We start from the raw sequence: 16,117 nt of genomic DNA, 5'->3' as shown, positions 1-16,117 counted from the left end.
CCACGAATGCGCAAACGAAGACCGAAGTCTTACCCATGGCTGAAAGAGCCTCGTCACATCGCACGCGAGCGCGTCCGACAATATGGGCACGCGCCACGGGCTTAAGTAAGTGCCATTCTCCTTAGCGCCTGTACTTTGGCGTCGATCCTCCTCATTTGACAGTCAATGGGAATCCGATTCCAGCCGGCATATGGGCAGAACAAAGGCCCGCGCTGCTCACCCCGCTTTCGAGCTATCGCCAGCCACAACGGTTGATATGCGTTCGTCGAAAATGTGCGATCGGAAACCGGCGATGAATCACATGCAGCGTATTTAAATCCACCGTGGCACGGCATGGTACGGAGGGTTCAATTCCAATCTCGAATCCATGCGGCGCCGCGGATCTATGTCGCATGGCTGGCGCACGGGCCCCTGCATGGTCCATCCGCCGAAATCCAAATACACCGCACGCCGAACACGGGCACATCGATCGCATCCGCGCTACTTCTTCGCAGGATATATCGCCGCAATCTCTTCCAAGCGATGTGATAGCTGCGTGAGCCACTCGCGCCGTTCTCTGTCGTAGGTATAGCGGTTATAGACGCCGATGATTCCAGGCTGAACATGACCAAGGATTGCCTCGGCAATTTCGTTTGGGCAACCGAGCGCTGCAAGTAGCGTGCGTGTTGTACGTCGAAGATCGTGGGCCGACCAATGCGTCACGGGTAATCGCGGGCGATCACGGTTCGGCTCGATCTTGCAGTACGGCTGATGGTAATAGACGCCGTGCTGGACCACAGTCTGATCCATCGTCACCCCACGCGAGGAAGGAAACATAACCGTCCGCTTGGCCTGATCGAGGCGTCGCCGCACAATCACTTCTGCGCGGCCTACGAGCGGCACGCGCAGATCCGTTGCTTTCTCATTATGCAGACTCTTCGTCTTTTGCTTGGGAATCGTCCACCAAAGACCATCGCTCTCATCTGCGATCTCGGTGCTCTCCATAGCGACGATCTCCCCTCCCCTCGTGCCCGTCCAGAGGTAGAGCGTCAATGCATCGGCGACAGTCAAACTGAAATTTGGTAACCACCGGATCAATGTGCCGAGTTCCTCTACCGATAGCACCCTTTTCTGTGTCCCGGTATATTGCCCCTCGACCTTACGCCCTTTGCTCTTCAGCCGCCCTCTTAAAATCTCCTTCCACCAATTTGCAGTGTTTTCAGGCAGACGACCGGCATCTAGAGCGTAATGCCAGGCACCGCCAAGCTCCATTCGAAGGCGAGCCGCAAGCATAGGCGTTGATCGATATGATTCGAGCAAATCGAAAGCCTGGGCGCGTGTGACGGTAGCCGCATGCATATCCGCGATAGGTCCAAGCATCGCCTTGAACATACGTGCGACCTCAACTGCGCCCTTGGTCTTCCGGTTAACTTCTACATACCCTTGCAGATAGTCACCGCACAGCTTTCTGACGGTGTATTCGTGTGGTGATGGGCAAGCATCGTCGTTTTTTTTCTTTCGGCGCAGCGCCGAGAGCTCGGCTCCCGAGTCCCTCGCGACACGGCTCTTCTCCCATGCAGCAATAGCACCGGCGAAGGACATTGCCGGCCATTCGCCCAGCTTGACCTGTCGCATGCGGCTGTCAACGGGAGACTTGTAGCGATACGTCCACGATTTGCGGTTGCTTGAAGCTTGCAGGCGCAGCCCAGGAAACTCCGCGAAGGTCATGTGATCGCCGCTCGGCAGCGTAGCTGCGGCGCGGGCATCGAAGCGCATCCTTTCCTCGGCGTAGGTTTTTCTTGAGGCAAGAATATCCGGCGTAGGTTTGCTTTGCAACGCCAAAAAACCTACGCCGATGTCGCAAGTTTTAACGTATGCAGAAAAGCGTCGATGTCCCAGCCGAGACTCGAACTAAAACACTTTTCTATTTAATTTCAAAGGGTTGCGGACTTCCTTGGCACGTGTCAAGCGACTACGGACAAATGGCGAAAATCGGCTATTCGTTTTCGTCGAAGTAGTGACCGAAGCGAACCTGCTTCGTCTTGATGTAGCGCTCGTTTTCCTCACGCACGGGAATGGCCAGCGCCACCCGTTCGCAGACCGGGATGTCGTGCTTGAGCAGCGTGTCGAATTTCGACGGGTTGTTGCTCATCAAGCGCACCGAGCGCACGTCGAGCGCGCGCAGGATAGCTGCCGCCGAGTCGTATTCCCGCGCATCGTCGGGCAAGCCGAGATGCAGGTTGGCGTCGACAGTGTCATACCCCTGCTCTTGCAGCGCATACGCGCGGATCTTGTTCGCCAGCCCGATGCCGCGTCCTTCATGACCCCGCAAATACAGCAATATTCCACGATTTTCAGCCGCGATATAACGCATCGCCAGATCTAGCTGCTCACCGCAATCACAGCGATACGAGCCAAAAACATCGCCCGTGACACATTCGGAATGCAACCGGCACAGAACGGATTCGCCGTGGCTGACATCGCCCATGACGAGCGTCAGATGCTCGGCGCCCGTGCTCGTCACGCGATACACATGCGACTCAAACACGCCATAACGCGTGGGAATCGTGGCCTTTGCCACGAGTTCGACGCATTCTTCGTGGGCTGCTTCGGCAGTGGCTGCCGGTGAATCAGAAACGTTTTTCATGTTCTCTTGTACTGCATAGGAGGGCGTGGGCCGCGTGCCGGTCATTAATCGGTAACTTTAGCAAGAAGCCGCAAAAAAGCGGGAGCGCCCGGTCCGACATGTTAAAACGCCCGGGAAATATTTGCAGCCTGCGGGTTCAGGGTTCCTAGGCGGCTGCGTGAAAAGCCGAGCGAAAAGGTGCATGAACTCGCCCTGAATGGCGATGGCTGGTTTCGAACTATCTAAAGAAGAACGTATCGCTTCGTCAAAAATTCCCTGGTTGGTAAAGTATGCGGTTACTTAGGCACGACTGGTCGCCTCCGGGCGCCGCCTCTCAACCTTCATCGACCTTACATGCCACATAAAAGCCTGCCGTCCGACTCATTCTTCGCCCCTGCCCGCAAGCTGGCCCGCACCGCTGTTTGCAGCGCCGTCTGCGCGTTCGCGGCGCTTGGTGCCCTCGGTGCCCTCGCCGGCACAGCCCACGCGGCGGGCAAAACGCTGGTGTTCTGTTCGGAAGGCAGCCCGGCCGGCTTCGACTCCGCGCAGTACACCACCAGCACCGACTTCGACGCCGGCGCGCACGCAGTCTACGACACCCTGGTCGAGTTCGAGCGCGGGTCGCTCAACCTGGTGCCGGGCCTGGCCACGTCATGGGACGAGTCGCCCGATGCCAAGACCTTCACGTTTCATCTCCGCCACGGCGTCAAGTTCCAGACCACGCCCTGGTTCACGCCCACGCGCGACTTCGATGCGGACGACGTCGTCTTCACGTTCAAACGCATGATCGATCCGGACAATGCGTTCCAGAAGGCGCATCCGGTCAGCTTCCCGTATCTCAGCGATCTCGGCTACGACAAGAACATTGCATCGCTTGAAAAACTCGACGACTACACCGTGCGCTTCACGCTGCACACGTCGGACGTGGTGTTCGTGCGCAATATAGCGATGGAATTCGCCTCCATTGTGTCGGCGCAATATGCCGACCAGTTGCTGAAGGCCGGCAAGACGGAAGACCTGAACCAGAAGCCCGTGGGCACCGGCCCGTTCGTGTTCCGTGACTATCAGAAAGACGCGATCATCCGATACGACGCGCATCCGGACTTCTGGAACAAGAAGGACGTGCATATCGCGAAACTGGTGTTCGCCATCACGCCGGACGCCGCTGTGCGCATGCAGAAACTCGCGAGCGGCGAATGCCAGATGACAGCCTTCCCGCGCCCCGCCGATATCCAGACCGCCCGCAGCAATCCGAAACTCGCGGTGCTCTCGGGAGTGGGTTTCAACGTGGCGTATGTCGGCTACAACACCACGCACAAGCCGCTCGATAACGTGCTGGTGCGTCGTGCGCTGGACATGGCCGTCGATAAACCGGCGATCCTGAAGAGCGTCTACGACGGGGCCGCGACCGTGGCGTCGAATCCGATGCCGCCATCGCAATGGTCGTATAACAAGGCGCTGAAGGACGCACCTTACGATCCCGCGAAAGCGCGTGATCTGCTGAAACAAGCGGGTTTTCCAAACGGCTTTTCGATCACGCTATGGGCCATGCCCGTGCAGCGCGGCTACAACCCGAACGCTCGCCTGATGGCGCAATTGATTCAATCGGACTGGGCGAAGATTGGCGTGAAAGCGAATATTGTCACGTACGAATGGGCCGAATATAACAAGCGCGCGAAAGAAGGCGGCGAGCACGACGCCATCCTTTACGGCTGGATGGGCGATAACGGCGATCCGGACAACTGGCTCGGCACGACGCTCGGCTGTGATGCCGTGCATGGCAGCAACGTGGCGAAGTGGTGCAACAAGCAATTCGATGATCTGCTCGGCAAAGCGCGGCTGATTACCGACCAGCCGACCCGCACCAAGCTGTATGAGCAGGCGCAGGTCGTGTTCAAGGATCAGGTCCCGTACACGCCGATCGCCCATGCAAACGCGTTTCAGTTGATGACGAAAGACGTGAAGGGCTACGAGATCAGTCCGCTGGGCGGTCATCGATTCGACGGGATCTCGCTAGACTAACGCGAGCTGCATCGTCAAGGCGACGGGCTTTGAGAGGCCCGTCGCCGTTCAGCTTCATGCAGGTTTTTCAAAGCTGCCAGGGCTCTTGTCCGTCGCACTCCATTGCGGCGTGCGAGCCCGCTCCGCCTTCTGCAAACCGGCCTTCAGGCCTTCTCTGTCGAAATCCTTCGTATAGACCGGCGTGCCCGGCTGCTGACGCCAGGAGTCGCCTATGCTGCCGTTATCGACCGGATCGAAGCCCATCTCGTTCACCAGTTGCATCACGACGGCTTTCGCATCGGCGGCATCGCCCGAGACCGGCAATGCGATGCGTCCCGGCGTGCCTTCGGGCTTGCCGAGATCGCGCAAATGCGCCGCGTAGATGTTGTTGAAAGCCTTGATGACCGGACGCCCGAGTTGCTGCTCGACCCATTCGCTTTCCATCATGCCGGACTCGATTCCGTCGATACGGCCATCGCGCTCACGCGGATAGTAATTCCCGGTATCGATCACGACCGTGGTTTCCGGCACGCCGTCGAACAAGCCCTTCGGCAGATTCAACACTTTCTTTTCGGGGATCGTGACGACGATTACAGCGGCGCCACGGACCACGTCGGCAAGTTCCGCTGGCTTCGCGCCGGTTTCGCTGGCAACGTCGGCCAGCGTATCCGGCCCGCGCGAATTGCCGATCAGGACCTCATGCCCCCGCTCGACCCAGCGCAGCGCCAGCACGCGACCAATATTACCCGCGCCAATGATGCCAATTTTCATACACCCTCCTGTTGATTCGGTTAGCTGAAGCGGGATGCGCGCAACGCCCATGCCCGTCGTGTTCGTTGGCCTTGCGGCAGCTATGGGACTGGCAGCTGCTTCGTGGCGACGCTAAAATGCCGCCCCGATATGCCACGCTGATTCCACGTTAACCCTGATAGCCTCACCACATCGACCCCATTAAATCATTCGATTTTCCATATCGGGTGCCTCCCTTCATACTTCATTCACTTCTCCTTAACCACTTAACACAAGGACTCACGCAATGCCGATCATCAACAGCCAGGTCAAACCGTTCAAAGCCAACGCTTATCACAACGGCGACTTCACCACCGTGACCGAAGAAAGCCTGAAGGGCAAATGGTCCGTCCTGGTGTTCTACCCGGCTGACTTCACGTTCGTTTGCCCGACGGAACTCGGCGATCTGGCCGACCGTTACGCTGAATTCAAGAAGCTGGGCGTGGAAATCTACAGCGTGTCGACCGACACGCACTTCACGCACAAGGCATGGCACGACACGTCTGACACGATCGCCAAGATCAAGTATCCGATGATTGCCGATCCGACGCTGGTCATCTCCCGCGCGTTCGACGTGCTGATCGAAGAAGAAGGTCTGGCGCTGCGCGGCACGTTCGTGATCAACCCGGAAGGCGAGATCAAGCTGTGCGAAATCCACGACAACGGCATCGGCCGTGACGCTGGCGAGCTGCTGCGCAAGGTGCAGGCAGCGCAATACGTCGCTGCACACCCGGGCGAAGTGTGCCCCGCCAAGTGGACGCCGGGCGCTGAAACGCTGACGCCGTCGCTCGACCTCGTTGGCAAGATCTAAGCTGCTTTACCGCTTTATTCACCGCTTTAAATCCTCGTTGTAATGCGCTGTACCATCCGGGCCGTTCGCGGCCCGGATGTCTGTCAGCACGTCTTTTGCACAAAAATCATCTTTAAACGGACTCGAAACCGCCATGCTGGAAGCCAACCTCAAGACTCAGTTGAAAGCGTATCTGGAAAAGGTCAGCCGGCCGATCGAGATCGTCGCTTCGCTCGACAACTCGCCGAAATCCATCGAGTTGCACGGGCTGCTGCATGAAATCGCCACGCTGTCGGACCGCATTGCGGTGATCGAGCAGCGCGACGATACGCATCGCAAACCCTCGTTTTCCATCGGCGAACCGGGCAAACCCACGGGTATCCGTTTCGCGGGCATTCCGATGGGCCATGAATTTACATCGCTGGTCCTGGCGCTGCTCCAGACCGGCGGTCATCCGGTCAAACTTGACGACGCCGTGATCGAACAGATCCGCGAACTCGACGGCGACTATGAGTTTGAAACCTATATTTCGCTGTCGTGCCAGAACTGCCCGGAAGTCGTGCAGGCGCTGAACGTGATGGCGCTCATCAATCCACGTATTCGCCAGGTCACTATTGACGGCGCGTTGTTCCAGGACGAAGTCGAGCAGCGCCAGATCATGGCCGTCCCGACCGTCTACCTGAACGGCGAAGTATTCGGCCAAGGCCGCACCGGCGTGAAGGAAATTCTTGCGAAGCTCGATAGCAACGCAGGGGCCCGCGCCGCGAAAGCGCTCGAAAAGAAAGGCGTATTCGATGTGCTGATCGTCGGCGGCGGACCTGCCGGTGCGGCGGCAGCTATCTACTCGGCGCGCAAGGGCATCTCGACCGGCGTGGCGGCTGAGCGCTTTGGTGGACAAGTGCTGGATACGCTCGCCATCGAAAACTTCGTCTCGGTCCAAGCGACCGAAGGACCGCAATTCGCCACGGCGCTCGAGCAGCACGTGAAAAGCTATGACGTCGACATCATGGACGTGCAGCGTGCCGAAGCGCTCGTGCCGGGCAAGATTCACGAAGTGCGCCTCGCCAACGGCGCGGTGCTGAAAGCGAAGACGATCGTGCTGGCCACGGGTGCCCGGTGGCGCGAAATCAACGTGCCGGGCGAGAAGCAATATCGCAATCACGGCGTGGCGTATTGCCCGCATTGCGACGGCCCGCTGTTCAAGGGCAAGCGTGTTGCAGTGATCGGCGGCGGGAATTCGGGCGTTGAAGCGGCGATCGATCTGGCTGGACTGGTCAGCACGGTGACGCTGCTCGAATTCGGCACGGAGTTGCGTGCCGACGCCGTGTTGCAACGCAAGCTGCGCAGCCTCAAGAACGTGACTATCGTCACGCAGGCACAGACCACGGAAGTCACCGGTGACGGCAAGAAGGTCAACGGTCTCTCGTATAAGGACCTGAGTTCGGGCGAAGCGAAACATATCGAGCTGGAAGGTGTATTCGTTCAGATCGGGCTGGTGCCGAATACGGAATGGCTCAAGGGCACGGTCGAGTTGTCGCGTCACGGCGAGATCGTGGTCGATGCGCGCGGCGCGACGTCCGTGCCGGGCGTGTTCGCGGCCGGCGATGTCACCACCGTGCCGTTCAAGCAGATCGTGATCGCGGTCGGCGAAGGCGCCAAGGCATCCCTCAGCGCATTCGATTACCTGATCCGGAATTCGGAAACGGAAACGGAAACGGTCGAGGCTGAAGCCGAAGAAGCGGTGGCTTGAAGAACATCTGAATAACTCGACACGTTTTACCTTACGGACAGCTTTTTGAGCCCTGTCTGATTGCTGCATCGGAACGCCCGATAATCATCTATCATATTGATTATCGGGCGTTTTTTCGTCTCTCCCCAGGCTTTCATCGTGTAAAAAATACCGTTAATTATGCGGTTGCTAAAAAGCCTAAAGATTCGCCGCACGCTGCCGTAGATACCGGGAGTGAGACTCCGTTCTCACACCAAATGCACGCCGATGAACACATCATCTCGAGGTCATGACGGTATGGGAATTCTCGGAAACACCTTCAGCACGCTCTTTCGCGGCCACGGGCGATCAGACCCCGGCATGGCGCAAAAGCTCGAGCGCGCGCTTCGCCGGGAAAGCGATTTGAAGCGCGAACTGACGCAATTGCGACTTGGCACGTCATCGGATGCGCCTGGCATCGACGTCAAAATGGACCTGATGAAATTCGACGTCGCGCAGGAGAAAGCGGCCGTCGCGAGTCTGACAGCGGCATTGCTCAGCGCGCAGGAAGACCTGGAACTGGAGAAGGCGAACCGGTCCGCAGCCGTTCATCTGTTGAAGAAACACGGCGTGATCGATGGCGTGGCCTATGCGAGTTTCACGCGCGAGCAACGGGTCGAGTTGATCGCGGTGGCAATGGATGAAGTCGCCGGGAGAGAGATGACTAGTAGGTGGCGGGCACGGTCGCCGGCTGTGAAGTCGGGGTCATCGGGGAAGACCAAGGGAGCGTAATGGCTGCGTGGCATCCCGGTCCCTCCACGCATCGTGGCAAGCGCCCTGCCCATATGTTTAGCTCGTTTTGATATTTAAGATCTGCGTCAGCCGATGTTAGCCTTTTAAGCTATCGGCAGCGTTCTGAAGCGTCTCTTCACGCACTGCCCAACAGTGTGAATCAACGAGGAGCGTCTTTCGTGAGCGTCGAATTCATCGGCATGATCCAGCAGCAAAAAGTGTCGGAGACGCATCTGGTGCGCGGTCCGGCAATCGATATCGACTACCTCCGCGACTTCGCCCAGGCGCACGAAAAAGCCGGCTTCGACCGCATTCTCGTGCCCTATCAGTCGACCAGCCCCGACGCCATGCTGACCGTCGCCTATGCGGCCGGCGTCACGCAGCGCACCCACTTCATGCTCGCGCATCGCCCAGGATTCGTCGCGCCAACTTTGGCCGCACGCCAGCTCGCCACGCTCGATCAGCTCAGCGGCGGGCGCCTTGCGGTCCACTTCATCTCGGGCGGCAGCGACGTCGAGCAACGCCGCGACGGCGACTTTCTCTCGCATGACGAACGCTACGCCCGCACCGACGAATACTTGCAAATCCTGCGGCGCGTATGGACCGAATCCGAACCCTTCGATCACGAAGGCCGCTATTACCGCTTCGAAAAAGCGTTCTCCGAAGTCAAGCCCAAGCAAGCTCCGTATGTGCCGATCTATTTCGGCGGTGCATCGGCGCCGGCTATCGAGGTTGCGGGCAAGCACGCAGACGTCTATGCGCTGTGGGGCGAATCGAAAGAACAAGTGCGCGAACAAATCACCCGCGTCCGCGCGGAAGCGGCCAGGCATGGCCGCAATAACGTGCGCTTCTCGGTATCGTTCCGCCCAATTCTTGCGGCAACAGAAAAGGCCGCATGGGAACGCGCAGATCACATTCTTGCTGAAACGCGGCGCCTGCGTGCAGTGCAAGGTCTCGGTGTAGCAACGCCACAGCAAAGCGAAGGCGCGCGCCGCTTGCTCGCCGCGGCGGGAGACGGCGTGCGGGCCGATGATCGCCTGTGGACCGGCGTGGCGAAGGAGATCGGCGGCCGGTCGAACTCAACGGCACTCGTTGGCACTCCGGATCAAGTGGCACAAACGCTGGCCGAATATCACGCGCTCGGCGTAACCACGTTCCTGATTCGCGGCTTCGATCCGCTGGAAGACGCGCTCGATTACGGACGCGAGCTGATCCCGGCCACGCGTGAACTGACATCCCACATTGCGCACGCGGCGTGACGCTACAGTCAGCAATGAGCCATGAAAAACTGCGCGGATTCATAAGCGAGATTGCGCAACTCGTCGATTCAAATTTGCCTGAAGCGCACCTGCTGGAACAAGGGGCCGTTGCGCTCGGCAAGCTGATAGCCGAAGACGACTGGCTGCCCGATGCCTACTCGCAACCGTCGCCTGATTACTACCAGCAATTCCTGCTTTATGCCGATGCCCGTCACCGTTTCTCGGTCGTCAGTTTCGTGTGGGGACCGGGTCAGCAAACGCCCGTCCACGATCACACGGTATGGGGCCTCGTCGGTGTATTGCGCGGCGCGGAAGTTGCACGCTCGTATGTACGCAACGACGACGGCGCGTTGGTTATATCGGGCGAAGACCAGTTGCTCGAACGAGGCGCGGTGGCTGCGGTGTCACCGACTGTTGGCGATATTCATCGCGTGAGCAATGCGTTTGACGACCGCGTGTCCATCAGCATCCATGTATACGGTGCGAATATCGGCGGCATCTCGCGGCACGTCTATCCCGCTGACGGTCCGCCAAAGCCCTTCATCTCCGGCTATACAAACGACACGCTCCCCAACCTCTGGAACCTTTCGAAGGAACGACTCGACTCATGAGCGCCATCCCCCAGCGCAGCTTCGACGACGTGCGCGACGCCCTGCTTTCAAAGCGCGAAATAGCATTCCTCGATGTCCGCGAAGAAGATCCGCACGCGCAACGCCATCCGTTGTTTGCCGCGAACCTGTCGTTGTCCAAGATCGAACTTGATGCCTTCACGAAGCTGCCGCGTAAGAGCGTCCCGATCGTTCTGCTCGATGACGGCGAAGGTCTCGCGGAGCGCGCTGCACGCAAGTTCGAAGAACTCGGCTATTCCAATGTTTCGTTATTCGAAGGTGGCCTGAGAGGCTGGGAACGTGCAGGCGGCGAGGTGTTCCGCGACGTCAACGTGCCTAGCAAGGCGTTCGGTGAGTTCGTGGAAGCGAAGCGGCATACGCCGGCGTTATCGGCGGAAGCAGTCGACGCGTTGCTGAAAAGCGGCGACGACGTAGTCGTGCTGGACGCACGCCGCTACGACGAATATCAGACGATGAACATCCCCGGCAGCATCAGCGTGCCGGGCGCTGAACTTGTGTTGCGTGCCCGCGCACTCGCACCAGATCCCAGGACACGCGTGATCGTGAATTGCGCGGGGCGCACGCGCAGCATTATCGGCACGCAGTCGCTCGTGAATGCGGGCATTCCGAACCCGGTGGCGGCGTTGCGCAACGGCACGATCGGCTGGCTGCTCGCGGGTCAATCGCTCGCGCATGGCAGCGCGCGGCAGTTTGCGACCGACGACGGCCGCACCGACGCCGCTTCGCGCGAATCGGCGCGGGCCGTAGCCGATCGCGCAGGCGTGAAGCGCACGACGTTGTCGGACGCGAAGCGCTGGGCGGACGATGCTGACCGCACGACCTATCGCTTCGATGTCCGCACGCCAGCCGAATACGAGCACGCCCATGCAGCGGATTTTCAAGGGGCGCCGGGCGGCCAGCTCGTGCAGGAAACGGAGATGTTCGCGCCAGTTCGAGGCGCGCGCGTGGTTCTCTTCGACGACGACGGCGTGCGTGCCAACATGACCGCATCATGGCTCGCGCAGATGAACATCGACGTCCATGTAGTCGACGATGCAACGAGCACCGACCTGACTGAAGAAGGTCCGTGGCGCGTTAAAAAACCGCTGCCTGCACCCACACCTGCGATCACCGCGAACGAACTCGCTGCCCTGCTTGACGATCCCGCGAGTCAGACCATCGTGCTCGACTTCACGGCAAGCGCCAGCCATGTGAAGGGACACATTCCAGGCGCGTGGTGGACCGTGCGCTCCCGGCTTGCGCTCGACTTGCCCGCGTTGCCGGACGCAAAGCAATACGTGGTCACCTGCGGATCGAGCGCACTTGCTGCATTCGCCCGACCGGACGTGGCGGCGCTGACATCAAAGCCTGTCCTGCTGCTCGAAGGCGGCACCGCTGCGTGGATTGCGGCAGGCCTGCCCCTTGCCCAAGGCGACACACATTTGGCATCGCCGCGTATCGACCGGTATCGGCGTCCGTATGAAGGCACCGACGCTCCGCGCGAAGCCATGAACGCGTACCTTGAGTGGGAGTACGGCCTCGTCGCACAACTCGAACGTGACGGTACGCACGGTTTCTTCGCGATCTGAAACAACAGCTTTCAAGCGAACGGTCTGACGCGGCCCGAACCGCGTCATTCCAACTCCAGCGATTAGCAAAGCAGAACAACGCGTTTGTCTAATGCCGCGGTGAATCGTATCGTTAATGTCTTTTCCTGTATGGAAGATTCATGAAACGACGCAGCCTCCTGTTGATCGCCGCGCTTGCCTCATTCACCGCGCTGCATCCGCTCGCTTCGGTAGCTGAGCCTGTTCTGAAAGTCGGCGACCAGCAGTTGCAGACACGCGGCATTCTCGAAGCATCGGGCCAGTTGAAAGACGTGCCGTACCAGATCGAATGGTTCAACTTCCCGGCCGCGCAACCGCTCGGCGAAGCCTTGAATGCAGGCGCAATCGATATAGGCGGTCTCGGCGACGCCCCGCTGATCTTCGCTTACGCCGCCGGTGCACGTGTGCGCGCGGTAGCGGCAACCCGCTCGCAACCGGTCGACCTTGCGATTCTCGTGCCGGCCGGCTCTCCCATCAAAAGTGCAGCCGATCTGAAGGGCAAACGCATTGCGACCACGCGAGGTTCCATCGGCCATTTTCTGGCCATCGCGACGCTCGAACGCGCGGGCATCAAGCTCTCTGACGTGACGCTCTCATTCATGCAACCCGCCGATGCGAAGTCAGCGCTCCAGTCGGGCGACGTCGATGCGTGGTCCACCTGGGACCCGTATGTCGCGCTCGGTGAATTGCGCGATAACAATCGCATCATCGCGAATGGTGTGGGGCTTTCGTCGGGCCTGAGCTTTCAGGCGGCTACCGATGAATCGATCAAGACCAAACGCGCGCAAATAGATGACTTCCTGCGCCGCGTAGCGGCCGGTCAGCAATGGGCGTTGTCGCATCCTGACGAAGTCGCGGCTATCCAGTCGCGCGTCACGCACCTGCCCGCCGATGTGCTGAAGGTGGTGTATCAACGGGCGCAGTTGAAGCCAATCACGATCGACAGCAAGGTGATCGCCGAGCAGCAGCGCACCGCCGATCTCTACGTTCGCGCGGGCGTGATCAAGACGACTCTCGACGTCACGCCAAGTTTCGACGCACAGTTCACCGCGCATTAACACTCGTCAATAACGGACTTTCCGATGACCGTACGGCATCCGCCCACAGCGTTGCAGGACCCGATAGCACTTGAGGCTCTCGCCGATCTCGACAGTCCCGCCGCCGGCCAATGGCTGGCCGCGCTCACTCAGGATTTTGCTGCGAGCGCCGGCGCGCTGGATCGTGACGCGATCTTTCCCCACGACAACCTCGCGCGTTTGCGAAGCGCGGGTTTGCTCGCGCTGACGGTGCCGCAAGCACTTGGCGGGCGCCAAGCTACGCTCCCGCAAGTACTCAAGGTGGTGCGTGCGGTTGCGCGTGGCGAGCCGTCGACGGCGCTGATCCTCGTGATGCAATGTCTCTATCATCTGCGCCTGCAGGCCAACCCAAACTGGCCGCAAGCGCTGAAGGAACAAGTCGCCCGTGATGCAGTGGAAAACGGCGCACTCATCAACTCGCTGCGCGTGGAGCCCGAGTTGGGCTCGCCCTCTCGCGGCGGTTTGCCCGGCACGATCGGACGCCTGACCGACAACGGCGACGCGTGGATTCTCAACGGCAGCAAGATCTATTCGACCGGTAGTCCGGGCCTGACATGGTTCGCCGTTTGGGGCCGCACGGACGAAAACCCGCCGCGCGTGGGGACGTTCCTCGTGCATCGGGACACACCGGGAATCCGGTTCGGCGAGCCGTGGAATCACCTTGGCATGCGTGCAACCGGCAGTCACGAAGTGATCTTCGAGAACGTCCGTGTTCCCGCTGCTCATGCAGTCGATTTCAACTCTCCCGAGATCGCCGCGAGCGGCATGGACCCGCTCACCACGCTGTGGATGAACGTGCTGCTTTCATCGATCTACGATGCCGTCGCCCAGTCTGCGCGCGACTGGTTTGCATCGTGGGCCTCTGATCGCAAACCCGCCAACCTGGGTGCGCCGCTGTCGAGCCTGGGCAGTTTCCAGCAGACGCTTGGCCGTATCGACGCATTGCTGCTTAATAACCGTGTGCTGCTGGATGCCGGCTCGAACGGCAACATTCCGCTGCATGAAGCGCCCGCCATCAAATATCTCGTGACGCAGAACGCCATCACGGCCGTCGAACTCGCGGTCGAGGCCAGCGGCAATCCGGGGCTGAGCCGCAACAACCCGCTTGAACGCCATCATCGCGACGTGCTGTGCTCGCGCATTCACACGCCGCAAAACGACGCGCTGCTCAGTGCATTCGGGCGCACCGGATTCGCCGCGCTTCAGGCCAGACAATCTATCAAGGGAGCACCACTATGAGCGTTGAATTCATCGGTTATGTGAGCCATCAGGAATCAAGCGAAATCCACTTGCCGCAAGGACCCGCGGTTAACCCGCCGTACATTGCCGCGGTCGCGCAAGCGCATGAATATGGTGGCTTCGACCGCGTGCTGATCGCTCATTCAAGTGCGTCGCCAGACGGCTTCCAAATTGCGTCGTTCGTCGCGCAACAGACGAAGCGCTTGGGTATCCTGCTTGCCCATCGCCCGGGCTTTGTCGCGCCGACGCTCGCCGCCCGTCAACTCGCCACGCTCGATCATTTCAGCGCAGGCCGCACCGCCGTGCATATCATCTCGGGCGGCGACGATACCGAACAGCAACGCGACGGCGACTTCCTCGAACACGACGACCGCTACAAACGCACCGATGAATATCTCGATGTCGTGAAGCGCTCATGGACCAGCGAAACGCCGTTTGATCATGAGGGCACGTTTTATAGGGTGAAGGGTCACCGGTCGCTCATTCGTCCTTTGCAGAAGCCGCACCTGCCGGTGTATTTCGGCGGTTCATCAGAAGCAGCAATTCAGGTCGCGGGCAAGCATGCCGACGTTTTTGCGCTGTGGGGCGAATCGCTGGCGCAGGTCGCCGAGACCATCGAACGAGTGCGCGCGGCCGCCAAACCGTATGGGCGTGAGAACGCTATCCGCTTCAGCCTTTCGCTGCGTCCAATCATCGCTTCAACAGAAGATGCGGCCTGGGCGCGTGCGGAATCGATCCTTGCACGCGCGACCGAGGTAGTGAAAAGCAATCCTAACTTTACTCGCCGTCCGGCTGAACCCAAGAACGTCGGAGCGCAGCGCCTGCTTGCTGAAGCCGCGAAAGGGTCCGTGGTGGACAAGCGTCTTTGGACCGGTATTGCCGCGCTGACAAAAGCGGCCGGCAACTCCACGTCGCTGGTCGGCACGCCCGAACAAGTGACGGAAGCGTTGATCGAGTATTACCGCCTGGGTATCTCGACGTTCCTGATCCGAGGTTTCGATCCTCTGGAAGATGCACTGGGTTATGGGCGCGATCTGTTGCCGCTGGTGCGTGCGGCAGTCGCACAGGAAGACAGCAAAACGAGCAACAAAGAACGCGAAGCGGTGCAGGCCTGAACGCTGACGTGACGAACTTTATTGTTCGTCCGTCAGCAGTCTGTCCAATGGCGCGACGTGCTTCACAAACGGCGACCTGATGACGATATAGCTGAAGTATTTCTCGATGCCGAGGTTGAGATCCAGCAGGCGTTCCACGACCTCCTGATAGTGGCCGATATTGCCGACGAGAAACTTCAGCAGATAGTCATAACCTCCGCTGACGAGATGACATTCGATGATCTCGTCGATCGCCCGGACATTCGCTTCAAACCGGATGAAGTCCTCGCGCCGATGATCCTGCAGCATCACCTCGGTAAACACCGTCACCGTAGTCGTCAGCTTGGCAAGATTAAGGTGCGCGCCATACCCGGAGATGATGCCCGACGACTCGAGCCGTTTGACTCGCTGAAGACACGGACTCGGCGATAGCCCGACCGCGTTGGCCAGGTTCGCATTCGTTATATTGCCGTTCTTCTGCAGTTCCGCCAGGATCTTGATGTCGATCCGATCCAGTTTCTGTCGAGTGGTCATGTGGTGCTCTCGCGT

At 59.6% G+C, this 16,117-nt stretch carries 14 protein-coding genes; 10 read left to right on the top strand and 4 right to left on the bottom strand.

The annotated features are described in order from the left end of the window. Positions 1–480: 480 nt before the first annotated feature. Positions 481–1,755: a tyrosine-type recombinase/integrase gene (locus ACMX25_RS30075; protein ID WP_414953522.1), complete on the bottom strand. Its 1,275-nt coding sequence runs from the start codon at positions 1,753–1,755 to the stop codon at positions 481–483. Positions 1,756–1,975: 220 nt separating this feature from the next. Beyond that, the gene (gene ribA, locus ACMX25_RS30070; RefSeq protein ID WP_414953441.1) at positions 1,976–2,626 is read right to left on the bottom strand and encodes a GTP cyclohydrolase II; all 651 of its coding nucleotides are present in this window, start codon (positions 2,624–2,626) and stop codon (positions 1,976–1,978) included. A gap of 333 nt (positions 2,627–2,959) precedes the next feature. Here ribA and ACMX25_RS30065 point away from each other — a divergent pair, with 333 nt between their 5' ends. Beyond that, positions 2,960–4,627, top strand: a complete 1,668-nt coding sequence (locus tag ACMX25_RS30065) for an ABC transporter substrate-binding protein (protein WP_414953442.1) — start codon at positions 2,960–2,962, stop codon at positions 4,625–4,627. Between the two features lie 54 nt (positions 4,628–4,681). Here ACMX25_RS30065 and ACMX25_RS30060 read toward each other — a convergent pair whose 3' ends face one another. Beyond that, entirely contained in the window at positions 4,682–5,377 is a 696-nt protein-coding gene (locus ACMX25_RS30060) for an NADPH-dependent F420 reductase (protein WP_414953443.1), read from the bottom strand. A gap of 265 nt (positions 5,378–5,642) precedes the next feature. Between ACMX25_RS30060 and ahpC the strand changes: the two genes are divergently transcribed. The 9 genes from ahpC to ACMX25_RS30015 all read left to right on the top strand — a co-directional run bounded on the left by ahpC (position 5,643) and on the right by ACMX25_RS30015 (position 15,589). Continuing rightward, on the top strand, positions 5,643–6,206 hold the full coding sequence (ahpC, locus tag ACMX25_RS30055) for an alkyl hydroperoxide reductase subunit C (protein WP_414953444.1): 564 nt from the start codon (positions 5,643–5,645) through the stop codon (positions 6,204–6,206). Positions 6,207–6,339: 133 nt separating this feature from the next. Beyond that, positions 6,340–7,935, top strand: coding sequence for an alkyl hydroperoxide reductase subunit F (ahpF, locus tag ACMX25_RS30050; RefSeq protein ID WP_414953445.1), 1,596 nt, complete (start codon positions 6,340–6,342; stop codon positions 7,933–7,935). Between the two features lie 276 nt (positions 7,936–8,211). After that, on the top strand, positions 8,212–8,685 hold the full coding sequence (locus ACMX25_RS30045; protein WP_414953446.1) for a hypothetical protein: 474 nt from the start codon (positions 8,212–8,214) through the stop codon (positions 8,683–8,685). A 179-nt stretch (positions 8,686–8,864) separates the two neighbouring features. Next, positions 8,865–9,944 (top strand): LLM class flavin-dependent oxidoreductase, encoded by a 1,080-nt coding sequence (locus ACMX25_RS30040; protein ID WP_414953447.1) that lies wholly within the window; start codon positions 8,865–8,867, stop codon positions 9,942–9,944. Positions 9,945–9,958: 14 nt separating this feature from the next. Continuing rightward, entirely contained in the window at positions 9,959–10,555 is a 597-nt protein-coding gene (locus tag ACMX25_RS30035; protein ID WP_414953448.1) for a cysteine dioxygenase family protein, read from the top strand. Then, positions 10,552–12,141 carry a rhodanese homology domain-containing protein gene (locus tag ACMX25_RS30030; RefSeq protein WP_414953449.1) on the top strand — a complete coding sequence of 530 codons (1,590 nt, stop codon included), beginning with the start codon at positions 10,552–10,554 and terminating at the stop codon, positions 12,139–12,141. Before ACMX25_RS30035 ends, ACMX25_RS30030 begins: the two co-directional genes overlap by 4 nt. A gap of 140 nt (positions 12,142–12,281) precedes the next feature. Next, a complete protein-coding gene (locus tag ACMX25_RS30025) occupies positions 12,282–13,217 on the top strand; it encodes an ABC transporter substrate-binding protein (protein WP_414953450.1) in 936 nt (311 codons plus the stop codon). 24 nt (positions 13,218–13,241) lie between these two features. Beyond that, on the top strand, positions 13,242–14,474 hold the full coding sequence (locus ACMX25_RS30020; protein WP_414953451.1) for an acyl-CoA dehydrogenase family protein: 1,233 nt from the start codon (positions 13,242–13,244) through the stop codon (positions 14,472–14,474). Continuing rightward, positions 14,471–15,589, top strand: coding sequence for an LLM class flavin-dependent oxidoreductase (locus ACMX25_RS30015; RefSeq protein WP_414953452.1), 1,119 nt, complete (start codon positions 14,471–14,473; stop codon positions 15,587–15,589). Before ACMX25_RS30020 ends, ACMX25_RS30015 begins: the two co-directional genes overlap by 4 nt. 18 nt (positions 15,590–15,607) lie before the next feature. Here ACMX25_RS30015 and ACMX25_RS30010 read toward each other — a convergent pair whose 3' ends face one another. Beyond that, positions 15,608–16,102, bottom strand: coding sequence for an Lrp/AsnC family transcriptional regulator (locus ACMX25_RS30010; RefSeq protein ID WP_414953453.1), 495 nt, complete (start codon positions 16,100–16,102; stop codon positions 15,608–15,610). Positions 16,103–16,117 lie beyond the last annotated feature (15 nt).

Source organism: Caballeronia eucalypticola, from assembly GCF_047608185.1.
GTDB lineage: Bacteria > Pseudomonadota > Gammaproteobacteria > Burkholderiales > Burkholderiaceae > Caballeronia.
Note: the sequence above shows the minus strand (reverse complement) of the source record. Positions and strands in the feature narration are given on the sequence as shown.